This window comes from Kribbella sandramycini, from assembly GCF_013131805.1.
GTDB classification, from domain to species: Bacteria; Actinomycetota; Actinomycetes; order Propionibacteriales; family Kribbellaceae; genus Kribbella; species Kribbella sandramycini.
Genome location: NZ_JABJRC010000003.1, coordinates 353,423 through 375,830 on the forward strand (window position 1 = coordinate 353,423; position 22,408 = coordinate 375,830).

Consider the following 22,408-nt stretch of genomic DNA (forward strand, 5'->3'; position numbering starts at 1 on the left):
TCGTAGCGAGGAGGTGCTCGGTGCGGTAGCTTGCCGTGCTGGGGCGGAGGGGTCGATGCGGAGCATCGTCGCCTTTGCACCAGTGCGGCGAGGTGCCGTGCCGAGTGCCCCGCAGTAGACGCGGGGCCCCCAGACCCCCTCTGTGGAGGTTCCTCGTGGTGTTTGGTGATGCTTGTCCGGAGGAGTTGCGGGACGCCGGGGAGCGGCTGTCCGTCGACGAGTTGCGGGCGCGGCAGTTGGCGTTGCTGCAGTCGACCGTGCGCGCGGCGTACGAGAACGTGCCGCACTACCGCGCGGCGCTGGACGGGGTCGGCTTCGCGCCGGGCGACCTGCGTGAGCTGTCGGATCTGAGCCGGTTGCCGTTCACCACGAAACAGGATCTGCGGGACAACTATCCGTTCGGCATGTTCGCCGTGCCGCGGACGTCGGTCGCCCGCGTGCACGCGTCGTCGGGGACAACCGGGCAGCCGACTGTCGTCGGGTACACCCAGCAGGACCTGGACACCTGGGCCGACCTGATGGCGCGCTCGATCCGCGCGGCCGGTGGGCGGGCCGGGGACGTCTGTCACGTCTCCTACGGGTACGGGTTGTTCACCGGCGGGCTCGGGGCACATTACGGCGCCGAGCGGCTCGGGTGCACCGTCGTACCGGTGTCGGGCGGGATGACCGAGCGGCAGGTCGACCTGATCCGGGACTTCGGGGCGCGGATCATCATGGTGACGCCGTCGTACTTCCTCTCGATCGTCGACGAGCTGGAGGCCCGCGGGCTCGATCCGCGCGACACCGCGCTCCGGATCGGCATCTTCGGCGCCGAGCCGTGGACCGAGCAGATGCGCGCCGAGGTCGAGCAGCGGACCGGCATCCACGCCGTCGACATCTACGGCCTGTCCGAGGTGATGGGCCCCGGCGTCGCCCAGGAGTGCGTCGAGACCAAGGACGGCCTGCACATCTGGGAGGACCACTTCTACCCGGAGATCATCGACCCGGTCACCGGCGAGGTCCTCCCCGACGGCGCCGAAGGCGAGCTCGTCTTCACCACCCTCACCAAACAGGCCTTCCCCGTCCTCCGCTACCGCACCCGGGACCTCACCCGCCTGCTCCCCGGCACCGCCCGCCCCGGCCTGCGCCGCATGCAGAAGATCACCGGCCGCACCGACGACATGATGATCATCCGCGGCGTCAACGTCTTCCCCACCCAGATCGAAGAGCAGATCCTCCTGGTCGAAGGCCTCACCCCGCACTACCAATGCGTCCTCACCCGCCCGCACAACCTCGACGAACTCACCGTCCGAGTAGAAGCCGCCCCGTCCCACCACCCCGACGCCGCCCGCGAACTCGCCCACCGCATCAAATCCCGTATCGGCATCACCGCCACCGTAGAACTCCTCCCACCCCACGCCCTCGAACGCTCCCTCGGCAAAGCCAAACGCCTCAAAGACAACCGCCCGAAGTAGATAAGTGTTTGCGGGGGAGGTTGGGGGTGTGGAACGGTGGGGGTGAGCGGAAGGAGGTGAGCACGGTGTTGGGTGGAAATGTCGTGCTGCCTGTCCGCCGTGTCCGCGGTTGAGGCGGGTGGCTCCTAGTAGTGGAGCTGAGAGATGAGTGAAGTTTCACGTCCGCCGCTGACCGCGCCGGAGCGCGAGCAGCTGGTCGGGTGGCTGGATCACCAGCGGTCGTTCGTGCGGATGAAGTGTGCGGGATTGTCCGAGGCGGACGCGCACCGAAAGGTAGTGCCGACGTCGCCGTTGATGACGCCGGCCGGGATCGTGGCCCACCTGCGGTGGAACGAGTACAGCTGGTTCCAGCTGAATGTGCTCGGGGTGCCCGACACCGGGCAGACGCCGTGGACCGAAGGCGGGCATCCGGACGCCGAGATGCTCGTGGACGACGTCCCGATCGGGCAGTTGCTCGACGAGTACGACGCCGAGTGCGCGCGCTCGAACGCGGCGATCGCCGACCTGTCGCTGGACACCCTCGAGCGCGGCACCTACGCGATTCGCGGCGAGGCCGCGTCGCTGCGGTACGTGCTCTGTCACCTGATCGAGGAGACCGCGCGGCACGTCGGTCACCTCGACATCATCCGCGAACTCATCGACGGCCGGACGGGGTACACGCGGCTGGAGTGATCGTGGATAAGATGTCCGGGATCTGACACGGGGTAGCGACAAGAGGTGTGATGAGGGAACCCTCCGTACGCCGTTATTCCGGGCGGTCGGTCGAGGAGTGGAAGGCTGCGCGCCGCGAGCGGCTGCTGGCTGCCGCGCTGGAGCTGTTCGGGACCGAAGGGTACCCGGCGACATCGGTGGAACGCCTGTGCACACAGGCGAAAGTGTCGACTCGGCACTTCTACCACGAGTTCCAGAACAAGGAAGCCGTGCTGCTCGCGGTGCACGCCGAGGTGATCGAGTTGACCGTGCGAAACACGGGTGACGCGATCCGGGACAGTGTCGGCGAGCCCGTCCGCGAACGGGTGACGGCGGCTGTCGACAGCTACCTGCGCTCGATCATGGCCGACCTGCGCCGGGCCCGGATCTCGTTCGTCGAAGTGGTCGGCACGAGCCCGGCCGTCGAGGAGCAGCGGATCGCTTTCCGCGATCTGCTGATCGGGTTCGTCCGCGACCTCGGCGACACCGCGGCCGCGCGGGGCGAGATCGCCGCGCGCGACTTCCGGTTCGTCGGCCTGAGCTTCTTCGGCGCGGTCAACGCGGTCGTCCACGACTGGATGCTGACCGAGCCGCGCCCACCGGAGCAAAAAGTGCAGAAATCCCTGCGGGAGCTGGCGGTTCAGCTCATCACGAGCTGAACCGCTTGCCCAGTTCGGCGAGGGCGTCGTCGCGGCCGAGAGTCGCGCCGGCGCCGTACGCCGTCTCGAACGCCTCCGCGCCCAGCGCCGCCCGCAGCTGCTCGGTGACGGCGCGGACGTCGGCGTCCGGAACGGTCCGCATACCGCGTAACGCGGCCGCCAGACCGAGGGTCCGCGCGGCCCGCTCCGGGTCGCCCGCGACCAGCTCGACCTCGGCGATCGTCTCGACCACCAGCGAGGTGACCGGCATGTCCGAGCTCGTCAGCACGACCTCCACCGCACGCCGGCTCGCGATCAGCGCGGCCGCCAGATCCCCTTGCCGGACGGCGATCCGCGCGACCTGAGCATGCATCATCGCCGCCGCCTGCGGCGCGATCCCCGGGCCGTTCGGGCCGAGCAACGCCTCGGACCGCGCGACCAGCTCCTTCGCCTCGTCGAGCAGGCCGGCGCGCACCTCGATCCGGGACAGCCCGAACAGCGCCATCGCCTCACCTTCGCGGGAGCCGTTCTCCTGGGCCATCCGCAACGCGAGCTGCTGGTCGGCACGAGCGCCGTCCAGATCGCCCAGCTCCGTCCGGCTGATCGCCGCGGCGCCGAGCACCCGCCCGACCCCTTCGCTGCTGCCGAGCTCCTCGGACAGGCCCATCGACTCCTGCAGCGAGGCCAGCGCGGCGACGTGATCACCGGCGACCGCCTGATAGCTGGCCAGCCCCTGCAGCGCGAGCGACAACCCCCACCGATCGCCGAGGCCGCGGAACCCGGCGATGGCGACCTCCAGGTCGGCTGCCATCTGCTCCGCGTTGCCCTCGTTGTCGTGGTACATCCCGAGCAGCAGCGCGGCCAGGTGCCGCGTCCACGGATCCGGCAGCTCGCGCGCGAGCTCCAGCTCTCTGAACGACGTCGCCGTGTCCCGCCGTAGCGCCGCCCACATCGCGTTCGTGAACCGGCCGACGGCGGTGTTCAGCACCTGGTCGTGTTGCCGCGCCAGCCGGCGGACCTCCGCCAGACAGCGCATCGCCTTCGGTACCGTCGCCGCCTGGTCGTCCTCGAGCGACATGGTGCCGAAGGCAAGCATCATCAGAGTGATCGCGCGCTCGACCGGCACACTTGGCCCGGGGACGGCGAGCGCCGCGCGCATCCAGCCGACCGCCTCCGTCGGCCGACCGCTCATGTTCCAGAACTCGGCGAGCACCGACACCATCTGCACCGCGACGCGCGCCGAGCCGGTGTCGACCGCACTGCGCAGCGCGTCGGTGAGGTTGTCGTGATCGGCCTTGAGCCGTGCGATCCATTCGACCTGCGCGCCCGTCCGCAACCGCGGCGACGCCTGGCGCAACAACCGGCTGAAGTAGTCGGTGTGCTGCTGCCGGAACCGCTCGCGCTCCCCCGCGGCCTCAAGTTGCTCGACGCCGTACGCACGGACCGTCTCCAGCATCCGGTAGCGGACCGAGCGCTCCCCGGCGACCGCCTCGACAAGCGATTTGTCGACAAGAGACGCAAGTACGCCGAGGACGGCGTCCGCCGGCAGCTCGTCGTCACTGCAGACCTGCTCGGCCGCCTCCAGCGTCGCGCCGCCGGAGAACAGCGCGAGCCGCCGCGCGACCGCCTGCTCATCGGCGTCGAGCAGATCCCAGCTCCACTCGACGACGGCGCGCAGCGTCTGATGCCGTGGCAACGCCGTCCGCGATCCGCTGGTCAGCAGGCGAAAGCGGTCCGTCAGGCGGTCCACGATCTGCAGCGGCGTGAGCGCACGCAGCCGGGCCGCGGCCAGCTCGATCGCCAACGGCATGCCGTCGAGCCGCCGGCAGATCTCGGCGACAGCCGAGCGGTTCGCGGCGGTCAGCGCGAAGTCCGGGCGGACGGCGCGCGCCCGGTCGACGAACAGCTGCAGCGCCGGGTACTCGTCGCTCGCCGCATCCTCCGGCGGCAGGCCCAGCGACCCGACCGGGTGCAGGTACTCGCCCGGGATGCTCAACGGCTCCCGACTCGTCGTCAAGATCCGCAACCGCGGGCAGGCCGCGAGCAGCGAATCGACCAGCCCGGCAACCTCCTGAACCAGATGCTCACAGTTGTCGAGCACCAGCAGGATCCGCCGATCCGCAATCACCTCGACCAGCCGAGCAGTCGCGGCCCGGCTCGCCCGCACCTGCTTCGGCAGCACGACGGACGGCGGCGTCGCGTCGACGAACTCGGATGCCCCGAGCGCCGACAGTACGGCAGGAGCGACGTCGGCCGCGTCACCGAGCGGCGCGAGCTCGACCAGCCAGATGCCGTCGCCGCTTTGCTCGACGAGCGTCCGGCCAGTCTCCGTCGCGAGGCGCGTCTTGCCGGCGCCACCCGGCCCGACCATCGTGACGAGCCGCGTCCCGTTGCTGAGCAGCCGGCTCAACTCGGCCACGTCGTCCCGGCGGCCGACGAAGCTGGTCAGCGGCGCGCGCAGGTTGCTGCGCGGCTCGGGCCGCTGCGCGGCGGGCGCGGCCGGGGCCGGGTCGACCGCCGCGCCGCGCAGCACGGCGAGGTGCACCTCGCGCAGGCGCGCCCCCGGATCCGCGCCGAGCTCGTCGGCGAGCGTCGTCCGCACCCGCTCGTACGCCGCCAGCGCCTCGGCCTGGCGACCATCGGCGTACAGGGCCCGGATCAGCAGCTCGTGCAGCCGCTCGCGCAGCGGGTGCGCGAGCGCCAACTGGTCGAGATCGGTGCTGAGCTCACGCGACCGGCCGCAGCTGATCGCGGCCTCGGCGAGATCCTCGACGGCACCGAGCCGAAGCTCGGCGAGCCGGTCCGCCTCGACGGCCGCGAAGGGCAGGTCACGCAGGTCGACGAGCGCCTCGCCGCGCCAGAGCCGATCGGCCTGGGTGAGCAGCGTGTGCGCCTGCTCCGGATCACTCGCCAGCACCGCGCGGCCGCGGCGGACCAGATCCTCGAACTGCAGGACGTCGACGCAGTCCGGCGCGATCGTCAGCGTGTAACCAGCCGGACCGGACTGCACCGAGACACTCGACTCCGTCGCCGGCAGACTCGACCGCAGCCGCGAGACCAGCGACTGCAACGCGTTCGCGCTCGGCGCCTCGCTCCCCCACAACCCGTCGACCAGGGCCTCGACGCTCACCGGCCGCCCGGCGCTGAGCGCCAGCCGGGTCAGCAACCCGCGCAGGCGCGCGCCGCGGATGTCGAGCGGAGACCCGTCGGCCGCCCACATCGCGAGAGGTCCGAGCACCGCTATGCGCACACCCCAGCCTCGCATACGCCGGTGCCTGAAGGCCTCTGCCTTTTGTCATCCGCTTCACCTATTGTCGGACGACGTGACCGATATCGATGCGCAGACGCAGACCGCCCTGACCCGACTCGTCGCCGAACGGCAGGCCAAGGGCCGGGTGCCCGGCGTGGTGGGCGCCGTGGCCCGGGCCGGGAAACTGGCCTGGTCGTCGGGCGCGGGCGTGGCCGATCTGGAGACCCCGGGAGCGCCGCCGACCGCCGATTCGCAGTTCCTGATCGCCTCGCAGAGCAAGACGCTGACGGCCGTCGCGATCATGGCGCTGCGCGACGAGGGCAAGCTCAGCCTGGACGACACCGTCGAGAAGTTCGTCCCGGAGAGCAAGCACGCCGGGGTGACCGTGCGCCAGATGCTCAGCCACGCGAGCGGGATGCAGCGCGAGCCGGTCGGCGACGTGTGGGATCTGATGAAGTTCCCGGACCGCGCCGAGCTGGTCGCCGGCTGGAACGAGGCCGAGCGGGTCGGCAAACCGCATCACCGCTTCCACTACTCGAACCTGGTCTTCTCGTTGCTCGGCGAGATCGTCGCCCGGCTCGACGACAAGTCCTGGTACGACGCGATCAAGGCCCGCATCCTCGACCCGCTGGAGATGCGCCGGACCACGGTCGGCATGGACGGCGGTCCGGCCGCGACCGGGTACTACGTGCCGCCGTTCTCCGACGTCCCGGTCCGCGAGCCGCTGCTCGACATCAAGGCGATGGACGCCTGCGGCGGCCTGGCCAGCACCGCCGAGGACCTGGCCAAGTGGGCCATGTTCGTGGCGAACCCGATCGACGAGATCCTCGCGAAGGACACCCTGGAGGAGATGTGCCAGGTGCAGATCATGGCCGACACCGCGCGCTGGCAGCTCGCGTTCGGCCTCGGTTTCATGCTGTTCCGCCGCGGTGACCGGGTCTTCGTCGGCCACGACGGCGGGATGCCCGGCCACATCACCTCGACGTTCGTGCACCGCGAGTCCGGGACGGCGGGGATCGCGCTGCAGAGCTCCACGTCGGCCCCCGCGCCGGCGCTGCTCGCGACCGACCTGTTGATCGCCGCCCTGGAGAACGACCCGCTGCCGATCGAGCCGTGGACGCCCGGCACGTCGGTGCCCGCGGAGCTCACCGGCGTCCTCGGGACCTGGTTCTCCGAAGGGTCGCCGTTCGTCTTCTCGGTCCAGGGCGGGAAGCTGCAGGCCAAGTCACCGGCGGCCGCCGAGCACCAGGCGCCCGCCGTCTTCGAGCAGATCTCGACCGATACCTATCGCGGCGTCTCCGGCCGCGAGGTCGGCGAGCTGCTGACGATCACCCGCGACGCCGCCGGCGTCCCGGTGAAGTTGCACTGGGCAACATACCTGTGCACCCGGGAGCCGTTGGCGTTCGCGGAGATCTGATTCTCAGGTGCGGCGGCGGTAGGCGCGGATGGCGAGCGGCGCGAAGATCGCGACCAGACCGACCATCCAGGCCAGCGTGATCAGCAGCGGCTTCTGCAGCGCCCCGCCGCCCATCAAGGCTCGTTCGGTGTCGACCAGGTAGGTGATCGGGCTGATCTTGACGAACGCCTGCAGGAAACCGGGCAGGGTGTCGGCCGGGACGAAGATGTTGCTGCCGAAGGTCAGCGGGAACATCACCAGGAACGCAATGCCCTGGACGCCCTGCGCGGTCTTCAGCTTCAACCCGAGCCAGACCCAGATCCAGCACATCGACAGCGCGAACAGCAGCACGATCAGCATCCCCAGCAAACCGTTGCCGATACCGTTCTGGAACCGGAAACCGAGCACGAACCCGCTCGCCATCAGCACGATGATCGACAGCGAGTACCGGACGGCATCGCCGAGCACGGCCCCGATCAGCGGCGAGATCCGGGCGATCGGCAGACTGCGGAACCGGTCGAAGACGCCCTTGGCGAAATCGTCGTTCAGCCCGACGCCGGTGCCCATCGTCGCGAACACGACGGTCTGCACGAGCAGTCCGGGCAGCAGCACCGGCAGATAGCCGCGCCAACCGGCGCCCTGCGAGATCGCGCCGCCGAAGACGAACAGGAACAGCGCCAGAAAGATGATCGGCTGGAACGTGACGTCGGCCAGCGCTTCCGGGTTCTGCCGGATCCGGACGATGTTGCGCCAGGCAAGTGTCAGGCTCTGCTGAACCCACGCGAACGGCCGCGTCTTCGGCCTTTCGATGACGGCCGTGCTCATCGGCCGGCTCCTTCCAGTACGGCGTCCGCGGGACGCTCTTCGGCGGCGTGCCCGGTCAGCGCGAGGAAGACCTCGTCCAGGCTGGGCAGCCGCAGGGACAGTTCGGTGACGGCGATTCCGGCCTCGTCGAGGCGGCGGACGACGACGGGCATCGACGTACCGTCGCTGACCGGGACGCTGACGAGGGTGTTGACCACGTCGACACTCGGCCGGGCGCCGACCGCCTCGGTCACGATCGCGGCGACCCGCTCCAGATGCGCGGGCTCGGCCGGGCGGACGTCGAGCGATTGCTTACCGGCCTGGGCCTTCAGCTCGGCGGGGCGGCCGGACGCGACCACGCGGCCCTTGTCGAACACCATCAGCGAGTCGGCCAGCGCGTCGGCCTCTTCCAGGTACTGCGTGGTCAGCAGGACGGTCGTCCCGTCCAGGACGAGGTCGCGGACGGTCTCCCAGACGCCGTTGCGGGCGTGCGGGTCGAGACCGGTGGTCGGTTCGTCCAGATAGAGGATGCTCGGGTGACCGACCAGGCTGGCCGCCAGGTCGAGCCGTCGGCGCATACCGCCGGAGTACGTCTTGGCGATCCGGTCCCCGGCGTCCACCAGCTCGAACCGCTCCAGCAACTCGTCGGCGCGCTCCTTGGCCTGCGATCGGGAGTACCCGAGCAGGCGGCCGATCATCGCCAGATTCCGGCGTCCGGACATGTCCTCGTCGACCGAGGCGTACTGCCCGGTCAGCCCGATGATCTCGCGGACCTTGCCGGCCTCCCGGACGACGTCGTACCCGCCGACCGTCGCGTGCCCGGCGTCCGGCTGCAGCAGCGTGCCGAGGATCCGGACCGCCGTCGTCTTCCCGGCGCCGTTCGGGCCGAGGACGCCGAGCACCGTCCCGGTGGGGACCGTCAGGTCGACCCCGGCCAGCGCGGTCGTGGCGCCGTACTTCTTGACCAAGCCGACCGCCTCGATGGCGACCTGATGCGATGTGGTCATCAATTCCTCCCAGTTGGGTTACTGAGAGGAGACTCCATCGAGACGCTGGCACCGGCCTGGCACGGCGCTGGCAGGCCTCTGGCCTCAGCCCTTGAGCGGGACGACCTTGTTGGCCAGCAGGGCCTGGTAGGCCTCCGGGTTGTAGCGGGCCAGGTGGCCACGCGCCCGGCGGCGGTACTTGAGGATCTGGCGGATGCCGATCGCCCACAGCACGTACTGGAAGGCCAGCGCGTACTTGAAGTCACCGATCGTCTGCGGAGCGCCACCGGACGAGACGTCCAGCAGGATGCCGACCATACCGATGCAGATCAGGGTGGCGATGAAGCCGCCGGTGTTGACCATGCCGTTGGCCGCGCCGAACCGGGTGGCCGGGTTGAACGTCCGCGCGTAGTCCAGCCCGAGCATCGAGCCCGGCCCACCGGCAGCCTGGACGACGATCAGCAGGAGGAGCACCGGCAGCGGCGCCTGGCCCGGCCAGAGCAGGACGACGGTCCACATCAGCACGGAACCGGCGATGACAGCCAGCACGATCCACGACCGGTAGAACGGGAACTTCGCCGCGTACCGGCCGACCAGCGGGCCGTAGCAGAGGCCCGCGAGCACCGGCACGACCAGCATCGCCGCAGCGGTCGCCGGCGGCAGCCCCTGGCCCTGCACCAGGAACGGGAAGCCCCAGAGCAGCCCGAACGTGCTGCCGGAGAAGCTGGTGGTGAAGTGTGTCCACAGCCCGAGCCGCGTACCCGGCTCCCGCCATGCACGCCGCAGGTTCCGCCGAACCTCGCTCAGCGGCTGCTTGGCCCGCTTGAGTGGCTCGTCGTACGGCGTGTCCTTGATCAGGAACAGCACGGTCAGCAACGCGATGAGGCTGAGCACACTGGCGCCGATGAACGTCGGCGTCCAGCCGAAGGCATGGAAGGCCGCAGCCATCGGCACGGTCGACATGATCGCGCCGAGACCACCGAGCATTCCGGTCGCCTGTGACATCACCGGCTGCCGCAGCGCCGGGAACCAGGACATGACGACTCGCAGCACGCTGATGAAGACCAGTGCGTCACCCACACCCAGTACGGCGCGCGCAGCGAGCGCAGCCGGGTACGAGTCGACCAGACTGAACGCGGACTGCGCGACGAACAGCAGACCGGACGCCGCGATCAGCAGCCGCTTCGAGCCGTACCGATCGAGCAGCACGCCGACGGGCACCTGCATGGCGGCGTACACGGTCAGCTGGACGACGGTGAAGCTGGCGAGGGCCGATGCGGAGATGTGGAAGCGCTCGGCGGCCTGCAGCCCCGCAACGCTCATCGAGCCGCGGTGCAACACGGTCACCAGGTAGGTGAAGACAGCAGCGGTCCACACCGCCCAGGCACGCCGTCCGCCCAGGGGGAAGAGGAGTTCGGTCACCGAGTGCCCCGCAGGTCCGCCGCGGCGGAATCGATGTGGGCGACGACCAGCTCACGGAAGCGCTTGACGCTGTTCCCGCCGAGGGCGTCGATCATCTCCTGGTGCGCGGTGATCGACTTGTCCATCCGCGCCGGCTGGACCTCGATACCGGGCACGCCCATCCGGACCTGCCGGTCACGGAGGCTGTTGTAGAGCTTGGCGAGGATCTGGTTGCCGGCGGCGCCCACGATCGCCTCGTGGAAGGCGCGGTCCGCCTCCAGGAACAGCTTGGCGTCACCGGCCTTGCGGTGCGCGCGCATCTCGTCGACGCGCTGCCCGAGCTCCTCGATCAGCCGCTTGCGGCGCGGCCAGACCTTGGCGGCCGCGTGCACCTCGATCAGCTCGCGCGCCTCCAGCACGTCGTCAATCTCTTGTGGCAGCACCGGCAGCACCAGCGCGCCCTTCTTCGGGTACAGCTTGACCAGGCCGGACTCCTCCAGCCGGAGCAGCGCCTCCCGCACCGGCGTCCGGGACACCCCGACCGCGGCGGCCAGCTCGCCCTCGGTGAGCAGCTCACCGCCCGGGTAGGTCCGGTCCAGAATCGCGGCCTTCACGTACGCGTACACCCGCTCGGCGGCCGGGATCTTCTCGACCCCTGGCGCCGCCTCGACCACCACGCGGGCGATCTCCGCGGTCTCTTCCCCCAGTTCGAAGCTCACTACCTCACCCATACGACTAGTATCTCTGTTGTATCTATCTTACACCCACAGGAAATCCACCGGCTGTCCCCAGGTTCTCCACGAGTTATCCACAGGTCTGTGCACATGATGTGGGTAACTGAGCGTGAATCGATCAACCCTGAGTAGTGACAACCGCAGGGTTTCCCCTGTCTTGTGGACAACTTCTGCGCCGTCCGGCCGTCCGCCTCTAGAGTCTCGGCAAAGAGCCGGGCCCGTCCCGTCCGGCCCCGCCCTTCTGGAGGCAGTGTGTCCCGTCCGTCCCGTCCCCGCCGGCTGACCGCCGGTCTGGCCAGCGCCGCGCTCGCGCTGACCGCGATCAGCGCCGCCGGCGCCGCGTACGCCGTACCGGCCGCGAGCCAGGCCGAGCCCGGTCCGCTGATGAACTACGTGGTCAACACCAAGGCATCGCCCGGTCACGTGCGCAAGGTCGAGAAGGCCGTCGAGGCCGCCGGCGGTACCGTCCTGGTCGGCTACGCGCAGATCGGCGTTGTGGTCGCCCAGTCGACCAACCCCGATTTCAAGGCCGCCGTCCGCTCCGGGAAGTACGGCCGTGAGGTCCAGTCGGTCGGCGCCACCCGTACGGCGCCGGTCTCCGAGGGTCCTGCGACCGCGCCGGCGTCCAAGAGCATGGCCGCCGACAGCGCGGACGCCCCGGCTCCGGACCCGCTGGAGGGTCAGCAGTGGGATCTGGGCCAGATCAAGGCCGACCAGGCGCACAAGATCTCCGAGGGCTCCCGCCGGGTGCTGGTCGGGATCAACGACAGCGGTGTGGACGACGCGCACCCTGACCTCGCGCCGAACTTCGACGCCAAGAACTCGGTCAGCTGTATCAAGAACGGCGTCGCCGACCGCACGGTCGGCGCCTGGCGCGCGACCGGCGCCCACGGCACGCACGTGGCCGGCACCGTGGCCGCCGCGCGGAACGGCGTCGGTATCGTCGGCGTCGCGCCGAACGTCCGGATCGCCTCGGTCAAGGTGGTAAACTCCGACGGCTTCATCTACCCGGAGTACGCGATCTGCGGGTTCATCTGGTCGGCCGAGCGGCACATGGACGTCACGAACCACAGCTACTTCATCGACCCGTTCGAGTACTGGTGCAAGGACGGCGGTGACCAGGGCGCCGTCCAGGAGGCCGTCAGCCGTGCGGTCGCCTACTCCACCAAGCGAGGCGTGCTCGCGGTCGCGGCCGCCGGCAACTCGAACTACGACCTGGCCAACAAGACCGTCGACAACGGCAGCCCGAACGACTCCACCCCGGTGTCGCGGCAGATCAACAACAACTGCCTGAACATGCCGACCGAGCTCCCGCACGTGGTCACCGTCGCCAGCACCACACAGGCCGGCGTCAAGAGCGGCTTCTCGAACTTCGGCCTGAACAAGATCGACGTCGCCGCCCCGGGCAGCAACATCCTGTCCACCATCCCGAACAACGGCTACGCGTCCTTCAACGGGACGTCGATGGCGTCGCCGCACGTCGCCGGTGTCGCCGCGCTGATGAAGTCGGCGCACCCGAGCTGGGGCCCGCCGCAACTGGAGGCCGCGCTGCGCAAGCAGGCCACCGACACCGCCTGCCCGACCACGCCGGATGCGCGCTGCACCGGCACCACGAAGAACAACGCGTTCTTCGGCGAAGGCATCGCCGACGCGCTGGACGCCGTCAAGCGCGGTTGGTGATCCCCTGACCGAGTGGGGGTCTCCCGCCCGAGGCCCCCACTCCACTTACCCGGCGCTGATCAGCACGATCCCGGCGACCACCACGGCCGCCGCGATCGCGCGTCGCGGGCCGAACCGCTCACCGAAGAAGACGGCGCCGATGACCGCGCCGAAGATGATGCTGGTCTCCCGCAGCGCCGCCACGGCCGCGAGTGTGCCGCGCGTCTGCGCCCACAGCACCAGCCCGTAGGCGACCATCGACACCACGCCGCCGCCCAGCCCGGTCAGCACAGCCTTCTTCGGCAGCCGCAGTACGGCGGGCCCGCGCCAAGCAACGACAGCCAGTGGCAGCACGAAGCCCTGCAGCATGAACACCCAGCCCATGTAGGTCAGCACCGGCATCCGGTGCACCGCGAGTCCGTCGACGACCGTGTACGCCGCGATCATCAGACCGGTACCAGTCGCCGCGGCCAGCGCCGGAACCTGCCGCCGCCCCGGCCTGCCGATGAAGACCAGCGCGATCAGACCGGCCGAGATCAGCAGAATCCCCGCCAGCTCGGCGATCGCCAAGCGCTGCCCCAACAGCAGGATCGACACCAGCGCGACCACCCACGGCGACGTCCCGCGGGCCAGCGGATACATCTGGCTGAACTGCCCCAACTCGTACGACCACAGCAGCCCACCGAGGTACGCCAGGTGCAGGATCGCGGACGCGATGATGAAACCCCACGTCCCAGCCGGCGGCAGCCCCTGCACCAGGACCATCGCCAACCCGATCACGAACGCCGACACCTCGAGCAACGCCAGCCCGGCCGCCCGATCCACCGCCCCATGCGCCATCGCATTCCACGTCGCATGCAGCACCGCCGCCGCCAGAACCACCACCAGAACCAGCACCACCCCACCCTCTCACGAGGAGGTGCTTTGGTCCGGACCTTCTAGGTGCAGCGGGTGTCTCAGGTGCAGGTGATGGTCGGTTCCAGCCAGTCGGCGTGGTCGAAGTCGGGAGAGCCTTGGGTGTCGAGGCGGAGTTCGAGGGTGGTGACGTTGGTGAGGTTGGCGGTGAGGGGGACGGCGGGGCCGGCGCCGGTCGCGTCGGCTTGGGCGAGGCGGGTGGCGTCACCCCAGACCTCGAAGCGGGCCTGGCCGCGGTCGCCGACCTCGTCGTCGATGCCGACCTTGGCGGTGAGGGTTGTGCAGCGCTTGCCGAGGTGGAAGGTGATCGAACTGTTGGCGTGCGCGCCCAGGCCCTTCGGGTAGACCGTCCCCGCGACCGTGAGCGGCTTGCCGTCACCCGCGGCCTGCTCACCGACGCTGCGGTCACGCTCGACCGGGCCCCAGCCGTTGGTGGCCGAGATCCACGGGCGGTCGGAGAGCTGAGTCGTGCCGGCCGGCGGCGGTGTGCCGTGGCAGGTGAGCTCGGGCGTCAGCCAGTCGGCGTGGTCGTAGTTCATCGTCTCGAGCGGGTCGACGTGCAGTTCGAGGACCTGTACGCCGGTCAGGTCAGCGCTGAGCTCGACGGCGCCACCGGCGCCGGATGCAGTCGCCTCGGCGCGCCGCGTCCCGTCGCCCCAGATCTCGAACCGCACCTGACCTTGGTTACCGACCTCGTCGTCGATACCGGCCTTCGTAGTCAGCCGACTGCACTGGGCGTCCAGGAAGTAGCCGATCTGGCCGGGCGCATGCGTACCAAGGCCCTTCGGGTAGACCGTGCCGGCGACAGTCAGCGACTTGCCGTCACCAGCGGCCTGCTCACCGACGCTACGGTCACGCTCGACCGGACCCCAGCCGTTCTCTGCGAACGCCCAGGTCTGATCCGACAATGCCGTCCGCCCGACCGGTGGCACGGTGGCCACCGTGAAGCGACCGACTCCGCTGCCGGACTGGCTGGCGCCGTTCCACTTCCAGCTGCCGTTGGCTGCCAGCTGTACTGGGCCAAGCGGCGGGTTCGTCGCGGTGAGGCGGTACTTCAGCGCACCAGTCTGACCAGCCCCGATCGTTCCGAGCTGCGGCGAACCATCCGGCGTTGCCGTCCAGCCAGTCGGTGCAGTCAGCGTCACCTCGGCGGCAGTCAGCGTTGCCGGGCCGTCGTTGTGGATCTGCGCCTGGACGTCGACCCGCCCAGCGGTCGTCACATACGGCTTCTCCGGCGTCGCCTCGACGAGCACCATCGGCGCCAGCTCCGCACTCGCGCCCGGCGTCACCCGGAACATCACCGCATCATGCGACGGCACCTGCGCCCGGACCGCACCCGTCGACGCCTTGGTCGTGTTGCTCCACAGATCCTTCACCGCGTACGCCGAAGCGGCAGGCAGCCCGAGCGCGGCCGCCGTCGTACCGATCGTGGCCGGGCTGGATCCGCGGTTGAACAGGACCACCGCGGCCGAGCCGTCGGACAGCTTCTTCGACCACACCTCCAGGTCGCCGTCGTCACGCAGCTTCGCGCCTTGACGACCCGCCCAGTCCTGATTGACCGCCAGTACGTCGGGATCGGTGAGCAGATCGCGCGTCGAGGCCGGCATCGAGCGCAGGTCGTTCCCGGCGATCAGCGGCGCGTTGAGGATTGCCCAGAGGCTCATGTGCGCACGGCTCTCGCCGTACGTCAGACCGCTGTTGCCGACTTCAAGCATGTCGGGGTCGTTCCAGGCGTTCGGACCGGAGTACTGCTCCAGACCGACCTGTTGGTCGAGCAGCCCGACCACGCTGGACCAGTTGTTCTCGATGTCGCCGGTGGTGCGCCACATGTGCCCGCCGGTCTCGGCAGCCCAGAGCCACGGCTGGTTCTGGCCCCACTCACAGATGCTGTAGAGGATGTCGCGGCCACTGGCCTGCAGCGCGTCGGCCATCCGCTTGTAGCGGGTCTGAGCCGGGATGCCGTCCTGCTGGCCGCAGTTGTCGTACTTGAGCAGGTCGACGCCCCAGCTCGCCCAGGTCTGTGCATCGGTCGTCTCGTGGTAGAGGCTGGCGGGCAGGCCCTGACAGGTGTGCGACCCGGCCGACGAGTAGATGCCGAGTTTGAGCCCGCGCGCGTGGACGTAGTCAGCGATCGCCTTGATCCCACCGGGGAACCGGACCGGGTCGGGCTGCAGCCGGCCGGCGCCGTCCCGCTGTCGAGCCATCCAGCAGTCGTCGATGTTGACGTACTTGTAGCCGGCGGCGGCCATCCCCGACGACACCATCGCGTCCGCGGTCTGCTTGATCAGGTTCTCGTTGATATCGCAGTGGAAGGTGTTCCAGCTGTTCCACCCCATCGGGGGCGTCGGCGCCAGATTCGGTTTGGCGGCGGGCCGCGCGGACGCGGTCGGCACCAGGATCGCGGACAGGACCAGCGCAAGCAGCACAGCGAGCAGACGTCGCATGAGAACTCCCTGGAGGGCGGTTCCGGGTCGGCTCATCGGACGCTATCCGCCGGGCCGGACGGCGGCAATCCCCATGCTCTGGACCAGTACGCGAAGAACCCGGGCGGTGGTCCACCCGGGTTCTTCGGCGTACTCGGTCAGAACATCAGCGCGCGGGCCGGGTCCTCCAGGATGCTCGCGACATCGGCGAGGAAGATCGAACCCTTCTCGCCGTCGATCAGGCGGTGGTCGAAGGAGAGCGCCAGCGTGGTGATCCAGCGCGGGACGATCTCGTCGTTCACCACCCAGGGCTGCTTGCGGACGGCGCCGAACGCGAGGATCGCCGCCTCACCGGGGTTGATGATCGGGGTGCCGGCGTCGACACCGAAGACGCCGACGTTGGTGATCGTGAACGAGCCGCCGGCCTGGTCGGCCGGCGCGGTCTTGCCCTCGCGGGCGGTGGCGACCAGACCGTTCAGCGCGCCGCACAGCTCGGGGAGCGTGAGCTGGTCGGCGTTCTTGATATTCGGCACGATCAGGCCCCGTGGGGTGGCCGCGGCGATGCCGAGGTTGACCGCGCCCTTGTAGACGATCTCCTGGGCCTGCTCGTCCCAGGCCGCGTTGATCACCGGCGTCCGCCGGGCCGCCAGCGTGACCGCCTTCGCGACGATCAGCAACGGCGACACCTTCAGCTCCCGGAACGCCTTGTCCGCCTTGAGCCGCTCCACCAGCTCCATCGTCGCGCTCACGTCGACCGTGATCCACTCGGTCACATGCGGTGCCGTGAAAGCACTGGCCACCATCGCCTGCGCCATCACCTTCTGCACCCCCTTCACCGGCACCCGGGTGTCCCCCCGCCCGGCAACCACCGTCGGCGCAGCAACCGCCGCCGCCGGCGTACTCACGTGGTTCTCCACATCAGCCCGGGTCACAATCCCACCCGGCCCACTAGCAACAACCGCCCCCAGATCAACCCCAAGATCCTTCGCCAGCTTCCGAACCGGCGGCTTCGCCAGAACCCGAACATTGCTAACAGCAACCGGAGAGGAAGCGGAGGCGGCAGCGCCGCCCGCCACCGCAGGAAGCCCAGCGGGCGCTGCAGAAGTAGCAGGAGCCGAGGCGGGGGCCGGCCGGGGGCCGGCGGGAGCCTCGGCGGGCGTGCCGGATTTGCGGGGGCGGCGTTTGGCTTCGGTGGTTCGGGGGCCGTAGCCGACGAGGACCGCGGTGCGGCCTTCGTCGGCGGCGGGCTTGGGGGCCGGGGCGGCGGGCTCGTCGGGGGCGTCGGTCAGGACGGCGATGATGGGGGTGCCGACGTCGACGGTTTCGCCTTCGGGGACGAGTAGCTCGTGGACGGTGCCGGCGAAGGGGACGGGGAGCTCGACCAGGGACTTGGCGGTCTCGATCTCGACGACGGTGTCGTTCAGTTTGACCGTGTCGCCGGGTTTGACCTTCCAGCTGACGATCTCGGCCTCGACGAGACCTTCACCGACGTCGGGCAGGCGGAACTGCTGGATGCCCATCAGTACCCCATCACGCGGTCGACGCCGTCGAGGACCCGGTCCAGATCGGGCAGGTACTCCTCTTCCATCCGGGACGGTGGATAGGGGGTGTCGAACCCGGTGACGCGCAGCACCGGCGCCTCCAGGTGGTAGAAGCACTCCTCCGAGACGCGCGCCGCGATCTCCGAGCCCGGCCCGAACGACAGCGTCGCCTCGTGGACGACGACCGCCCGTCCGGTCTTCTTCACCGACGCGAAGATCGTCGGCAGGTCGAACGGCGAGATCGTCCGCAGGTCGACGACCTCCAGGTTGCGGCCGTCCTCGACCGCGGCCTCGGCGGCCTGTACGCAGGTCTTCACCATCGGCCCGTAACAGAGCAGCGTCGCGTCGGCACCTTCACGGACCACCTTCGCCTGGTGCAGCGGCAGCGCCGGCGGGACGGACTCGTCCAGCTCGGCCTTCTCGTGGTATCGCCGCTTCGGCTCGAAGAAGACGACCGGGTCGTCCGAGGCGATCGCCTGCTGGATCATCCAGTACGCGTCGACCGGGTCGCCGCAGGTCACCACCTTGAGCCCGTTGACATGCGCGAACAGCGCCTCCGGCGACTCCGAGTGGTGCTCGACCGCGCCGATACCGCCGCCGTACGGGATCCGGATCACGACCGGCATCTTGATCTTGCCCATCGACCGGTAGTGCATCTTCGCGACCTGGTTGATGATCTGGTCGTACGCCGGGAACACGAACCCGTCGAACTGGATCTCGCAGACCGGCCGATAGCCGCGCAGCGCGAGACCGACCGCCGTCCCGATGATGCCGGACTCGGCCAGCGGGGTGTCGATCACCCGGTCCTCGCCGAAGTCCTTCTGCAGCCCTTCGGTGACCCGGAAGACGCCGCCGAGTTTGCCGATGTCCTCACCCATGACGACGACCTTGGGGTCGGCCTCCATGGCCGCCCGCAGACCGGCGTTGATGCCCTTGCCGAGAGTGATCTTGGTCATCGCTCAGCCCTCCCCGTCGAACGAGGCCGCGTAGGCGGCGTACTGGGCACGCTGTTCGGCCAGCTGCGGCGTCTCCTCGACGTACACGTGCTGGAAGAAGTCGGTCAGCTGCGGGTCCGGCAGCGCGAGGCAGCCGGCCCGGAGCTCGGCGGCGATCTTGTCGCCCTCGGCGTCGATCTCGTCGAAGAAGTCGTGGTCGACCCCGGCGTGCCGGCTCAGGTAGGCGTGCACGCGCTCGATCGGGTCCTTGAGCTTCCAGTGCTCGAGGTCCTCGTTCAGGCGGTACTTCGTCGGGTCGTCGGAGGTGGTGTGCGCGCCCATCCGGTAGGTGTAGGCCTCGATCAGCGTCGGGCCGCTGCCCTCCCGGGCGCGCTTCAGCGCCTGCTGGGAGACGGCGTACGTCGCGAGGACGTCGTTCCCGTCGACGCGGACGCCGGGGAAACCGAACCCGGCCGCGCGCTGGTACAGCGGGATCCGGGTCTGCCGGTCGATCGGCTCCGAGATCGCCCACTGGTTGTTCTGGCAGAAGAAAACCACCGGCGCGTTGAAGACCGAGGCGTAGATGAAGGCCTCGTTCACGTCGCCCTGGCTGCTGGCGCCGTCGCCGAAGTAGGCGATCGTGGCCTCGCCTGCATCACCATCGACGCCGCCGCCCAGCACACCGTCGCGCTGCTGGCCCATCGCGTACCCGGTCGCGTGCAGCGTCTGGGCGCCGATCACGATCGTGTACAGGTGGAAGTTGTTGTCCTTCGGGTCCCAGGCGCCCTGGTCGACGCCGCGGAACAGACCGAGCAGGTTCAGCGGGTTGACGCCCTGACACCAGGCGACGCCGTGCTCGCGGTAGGTCGGGAAGACCATGTCCTTGGCGTTCAGCGCGCGGCCGGAGCCGATCTGCGCGGCCTCCTGGCCGAGGAGCGAGGCCCACAGGCCGAGCTCGCCCTGGCGCTGCAGGGCGGTCGCCTCGGCGTCGATCCGGCGGACCAGGACCATGTCCCGGTAGAAGCCCTTGATCGCTTCGTCGTCGAGGTCGAAGGAATAGTCCGGATGCTCGACACGCTCACCTTCGGGTGTCAGCAGCTGGACGAACTCGACCTCCTCCGGAGGCTGAGCCGGACTGACCGGCACCTCGACGGGCGCGAAAACTTCCGGGGGAGTCCCCGGCACCGACTCACTCACATGCACTCCTCGGGTTCGAGCGCGGGATCGCCGCGACCGCAACGTTGCACGGGGCCCGGCCCATCCGCCGGGTGAGGCTTCGCAGGCAGGACCGCGTGGATCCAGGGTTGATGCACCACTTTCCGCACACCGTACCGAGCAGGTGCCTGATCCGCTAACAGTCTGGACGCTCGTGCGTACGCCGGTACCGAAATTGGTCTCGACACGAGACACCAGTCCATCCACTGGTCAGGTTTCCCGCGCGCAGCCGCGGGATCCCGCACTCCAGCACCCGATGTGACATGTGTCTCTATGTTGTTCACGCCTGGCAGGAAAACCCTTGCGCTCCCCCGCGCACCCTCATAACGTAAGCACCATCGTGCAATAACACTCCTGACAGCACCGGAGGCCGGATGACCGCCACTGCCGCTCCCACGACCAGCACCGGCCGCACCGCCTCGGCCGCGATGATCTGGACCGCGCTGGCGATCGTGTACGTCGTCTGGGGGTCGACCTACCTGGCGATCCGGATCGTGGTCGAGGCCGAGATCCCGCCGCTGCTCGGGATGGCGGCCCGCTTCCTGGTCGCCGGCAGCCTGCTGGCGCTGATCCTCGGCCTGACGTCGGGCTGGAGCCGGCTCCGGATCACCCGCCGCGAGGCGGTCGGCGCGGCCGTCGTCGGACTGCTCTTACTTGCCTTCGGCAACGGCGCGGTCGCGATCGCGGAGCAGACGGTGCCCTCCGGGCTGGCCGCGCTGCTCGTCGCCGCGACGCCGCTGTGGCTGATGGCATTACGCGTCGGCGGCGGCGAGCGGCCCCGATTGCTGAGCTGGCTCGGCGTCCTGATCGGCTTCGCCGGCGTCGCCGTCCTCGCACTGTCCGGCGGCGGCGACACGACCGCGAAACCGCTGTCGATCGCACTGATTGTCTTCGGCACGATCTCCTGGGCGACCGGCTCGCGATTCTCGCCGCGGCTCGGCCTGCCGAAGGACCCGCTGGTGACGGCGCTCTACGAGATGCTCTTCGGCGGGACGGCGATGCTGCTGCTCGGCGTCGTCCGCGGCGAGCCCGGCGACCTGCACCTGGACCGGATCCACACCAGCGGCTGGCTCGCACTGCTCTATCTGGTGTTCTTCGGGTCGCTGCTGGCGTACTCGGCGTACTCCTACCTGCTGGCGAACGCGCCGATCTCGCTGATCGGGACCTATGCCTATGTGAACCCGGCGGTCGCGGTGCTGCTCGGCTGGCTGATTCTGAGCGAGCCGGTGACCTGGCAGATCCTCGCCGGCGGCGCGGTCATCATCTGCGGGGTCGCGCTGCTCGTGACGGCCGAACGCCGGCCCCGAACAATTGCGGCGGAGAAGTAGGGGAAGGAAGGACCCGGGCCCGAAGGACCCGGGTCTCCCACCGCTGCCGATGCGCGCGGCAGCGGGCCATGGTGCCGGTCGCGCGCCCTGCCCCGAAAAAACACGGCGCGAAACTCCGGCAATGGTTCCGACGATTCCGAATCTTCGTGGTATTGCCTATTCGATGGCCACCGAGCCCGCCGAAACAATCTTCCGAATCATCGGTTTTTCCGTCACCCGCGCTCACTCAACGAGGCTCCTGACCAGGCGTTACGGCCGCTTCCACTACAACTTTCCCGCAACTTCTCCTGCGCAGTCAGCGATCTCATTACAGCTGCGCTATGACTTAGGTAGTTGACGAAAAAGTTTGTAACCGGGCATGACAGGTGTCGTTACCACTAAGACGAATCCGTCAAACCCGAAAGGAAACCTGGCAAAATGCAGGTAACTCGTAAGATCGCCGCTGCCGCGGCCGTGGCGACCGTCGCCACCCTCGGCCTGGCCACCGTCGTCAGCGCCAACGTCCTCGACGGCGCCACCAAGGGCGCGGACCTGGCCGACGCGGCGTCGGTTGCGTCCGCCAAGGGCTACGCCGGCAAGCTGTACTGGATCAAGAAGAGCGGCTCGCTCGTCGCGATCGAGGGCAACGCCATCGGCCCGGTTCAGGCCTGCGACAACTTCGTTCCGGTCAACGGCGTCGGCGGCCAGGTTGTGGCCCACGACATCGTCGGTCTGATCGGCGTTGACCAGAAGGGCAACCAGGCCACCGCGGTCAAGACCTGCGAGACCGACTCGAAGAACAACGGCAAGTGGTACCGCGCGAGCAACGGGATCATCTCCGTCAGCGACAACGCGGTCGGCCCGGTTCAGGCCTGCCACAACACCGTTCCGGTCAACGGCGTCGGCGGCCAGGTTGTGGCCGACGGCCTCAACGGCCTGCTGGGCCTCGGCCAGCACGCGAACTCGGTCGACTCGCTGAGCACCTGCGAGCTCGAGTCCGAGAACAACTGACCCCTCCCTGGTCAGTGATGCAGGACCCGAAAGAGTCAACTCGGTGGGT

General features: G+C 69.3%; 17 protein-coding genes. 7 read left to right on the plus strand and 10 right to left on the minus strand.

Going from position 1 to position 22,408, the window contains the following annotated elements:
• The first annotated feature begins 155 nt into the window (after positions 1–155).
• The 3 genes from paaK (at position 156) to HPO96_RS15155 (ending at position 2,803) form a co-directional block, all read left to right on the plus strand.
• Complete coding sequence (paaK, locus tag HPO96_RS15145; protein ID WP_171674082.1) at positions 156–1,454, plus strand: phenylacetate--CoA ligase PaaK; 1,299 nt, start codon at positions 156–158, stop codon at positions 1,452–1,454.
• Positions 1,455–1,598: 144 nt separating this feature from the next.
• The gene (locus HPO96_RS15150) at positions 1,599–2,126 is read left to right on the plus strand and encodes a DinB family protein (protein ID WP_171674083.1); all 528 of its coding nucleotides are present in this window, start codon (positions 1,599–1,601) and stop codon (positions 2,124–2,126) included.
• Between the two features lie 50 nt (positions 2,127–2,176).
• A complete protein-coding gene (locus HPO96_RS15155; protein WP_171674084.1) occupies positions 2,177–2,803 on the plus strand; it encodes a TetR/AcrR family transcriptional regulator in 627 nt (208 codons plus the stop codon).
• Here the strand turns inward: HPO96_RS15155 and HPO96_RS15160 are convergent.
• Positions 2,793–6,020 (minus strand): BTAD domain-containing putative transcriptional regulator, encoded by a 3,228-nt coding sequence (locus tag HPO96_RS15160; RefSeq protein ID WP_171674085.1) that lies wholly within the window; start codon positions 6,018–6,020, stop codon positions 2,793–2,795. The genes HPO96_RS15155 and HPO96_RS15160 overlap by 11 nt on opposite strands.
• Positions 6,021–6,105: 85 nt before the next feature.
• Here HPO96_RS15160 and HPO96_RS15165 point away from each other — a divergent pair, with 85 nt between their 5' ends.
• On the plus strand, positions 6,106–7,449 hold the full coding sequence (locus tag HPO96_RS15165; RefSeq protein WP_171674086.1) for a serine hydrolase: 1,344 nt from the start codon (positions 6,106–6,108) through the stop codon (positions 7,447–7,449).
• A gap of 3 nt (positions 7,450–7,452) precedes the next feature.
• Here the strand turns inward: HPO96_RS15165 and HPO96_RS15170 are convergent, their stop codons facing one another.
• The 4 genes from HPO96_RS15170 to HPO96_RS15185 form a co-directional block, all read right to left on the minus strand.
• Positions 7,453–8,253, minus strand: coding sequence for an ABC transporter permease (locus HPO96_RS15170; protein WP_171674087.1), 801 nt, complete (start codon positions 8,251–8,253; stop codon positions 7,453–7,455).
• Positions 8,250–9,239 carry an ATP-binding cassette domain-containing protein gene (locus HPO96_RS15175; RefSeq protein WP_171674088.1) on the minus strand — a complete coding sequence of 330 codons (990 nt, stop codon included), beginning with the start codon at positions 9,237–9,239 and terminating at the stop codon, positions 8,250–8,252. The genes HPO96_RS15170 and HPO96_RS15175 overlap by 4 nt, the downstream gene beginning before the upstream one ends.
• 84 nt (positions 9,240–9,323) lie before the next feature.
• Positions 9,324–10,640: an MFS transporter gene (locus HPO96_RS15180; RefSeq protein ID WP_171674089.1), complete on the minus strand. Its 1,317-nt coding sequence runs from the start codon at positions 10,638–10,640 to the stop codon at positions 9,324–9,326.
• Positions 10,637–11,350 carry a GntR family transcriptional regulator gene (locus HPO96_RS15185; protein WP_171674090.1) on the minus strand — a complete coding sequence of 238 codons (714 nt, stop codon included), beginning with the start codon at positions 11,348–11,350 and terminating at the stop codon, positions 10,637–10,639. Before HPO96_RS15185 ends, HPO96_RS15180 begins: the two co-directional genes overlap by 4 nt.
• A gap of 255 nt (positions 11,351–11,605) precedes the next feature.
• On the opposite strand from HPO96_RS15185, the gene HPO96_RS15190 reads away from it, so the two are divergent.
• On the plus strand, positions 11,606–13,033 hold the full coding sequence (locus HPO96_RS15190; protein WP_171674091.1) for a S8 family serine peptidase: 1,428 nt from the start codon (positions 11,606–11,608) through the stop codon (positions 13,031–13,033).
• A gap of 45 nt (positions 13,034–13,078) precedes the next feature.
• Here HPO96_RS15190 and HPO96_RS15195 read toward each other — a convergent pair whose 3' ends face one another.
• The 5 genes from HPO96_RS15195 to pdhA form a co-directional block, all read right to left on the minus strand.
• Positions 13,079–13,909, minus strand: a complete 831-nt coding sequence (locus tag HPO96_RS15195) for an EamA family transporter (protein ID WP_202885970.1) — start codon at positions 13,907–13,909, stop codon at positions 13,079–13,081.
• A gap of 59 nt (positions 13,910–13,968) precedes the next feature.
• The gene (locus tag HPO96_RS15200; protein ID WP_171674092.1) at positions 13,969–16,371 is read right to left on the minus strand and encodes an NPCBM/NEW2 domain-containing protein; all 2,403 of its coding nucleotides are present in this window, start codon (positions 16,369–16,371) and stop codon (positions 13,969–13,971) included.
• A gap of 137 nt (positions 16,372–16,508) precedes the next feature.
• Positions 16,509–17,870, minus strand: coding sequence for a dihydrolipoamide acetyltransferase family protein (locus HPO96_RS15205; protein ID WP_171674093.1), 1,362 nt, complete (start codon positions 17,868–17,870; stop codon positions 16,509–16,511).
• Positions 17,870–18,847 (minus strand): alpha-ketoacid dehydrogenase subunit beta, encoded by a 978-nt coding sequence (locus HPO96_RS15210; RefSeq protein WP_171674094.1) that lies wholly within the window; start codon positions 18,845–18,847, stop codon positions 17,870–17,872. The genes HPO96_RS15205 and HPO96_RS15210 overlap by 1 nt, the downstream gene beginning before the upstream one ends.
• Positions 18,848–18,850: 3 nt before the next feature.
• Complete coding sequence (gene pdhA, locus HPO96_RS15215) at positions 18,851–20,023, minus strand: pyruvate dehydrogenase (acetyl-transferring) E1 component subunit alpha (protein ID WP_171674095.1); 1,173 nt, start codon at positions 20,021–20,023, stop codon at positions 18,851–18,853.
• Between the two features lie 392 nt (positions 20,024–20,415).
• Between pdhA and HPO96_RS15220 the strand changes: the two genes are divergently transcribed.
• Together HPO96_RS15220 and HPO96_RS15225 are read left to right on the plus strand one after the other, a co-directional pair.
• The gene (locus HPO96_RS15220) at positions 20,416–21,369 is read left to right on the plus strand and encodes an EamA family transporter (protein ID WP_171674096.1); all 954 of its coding nucleotides are present in this window, start codon (positions 20,416–20,418) and stop codon (positions 21,367–21,369) included.
• Between the two features lie 417 nt (positions 21,370–21,786).
• Positions 21,787–22,359: a hypothetical protein gene (locus HPO96_RS15225; protein ID WP_171674097.1), complete on the plus strand. Its 573-nt coding sequence runs from the start codon at positions 21,787–21,789 to the stop codon at positions 22,357–22,359.
• The last annotated feature ends 49 nt before the right edge of the window (positions 22,360–22,408 follow it).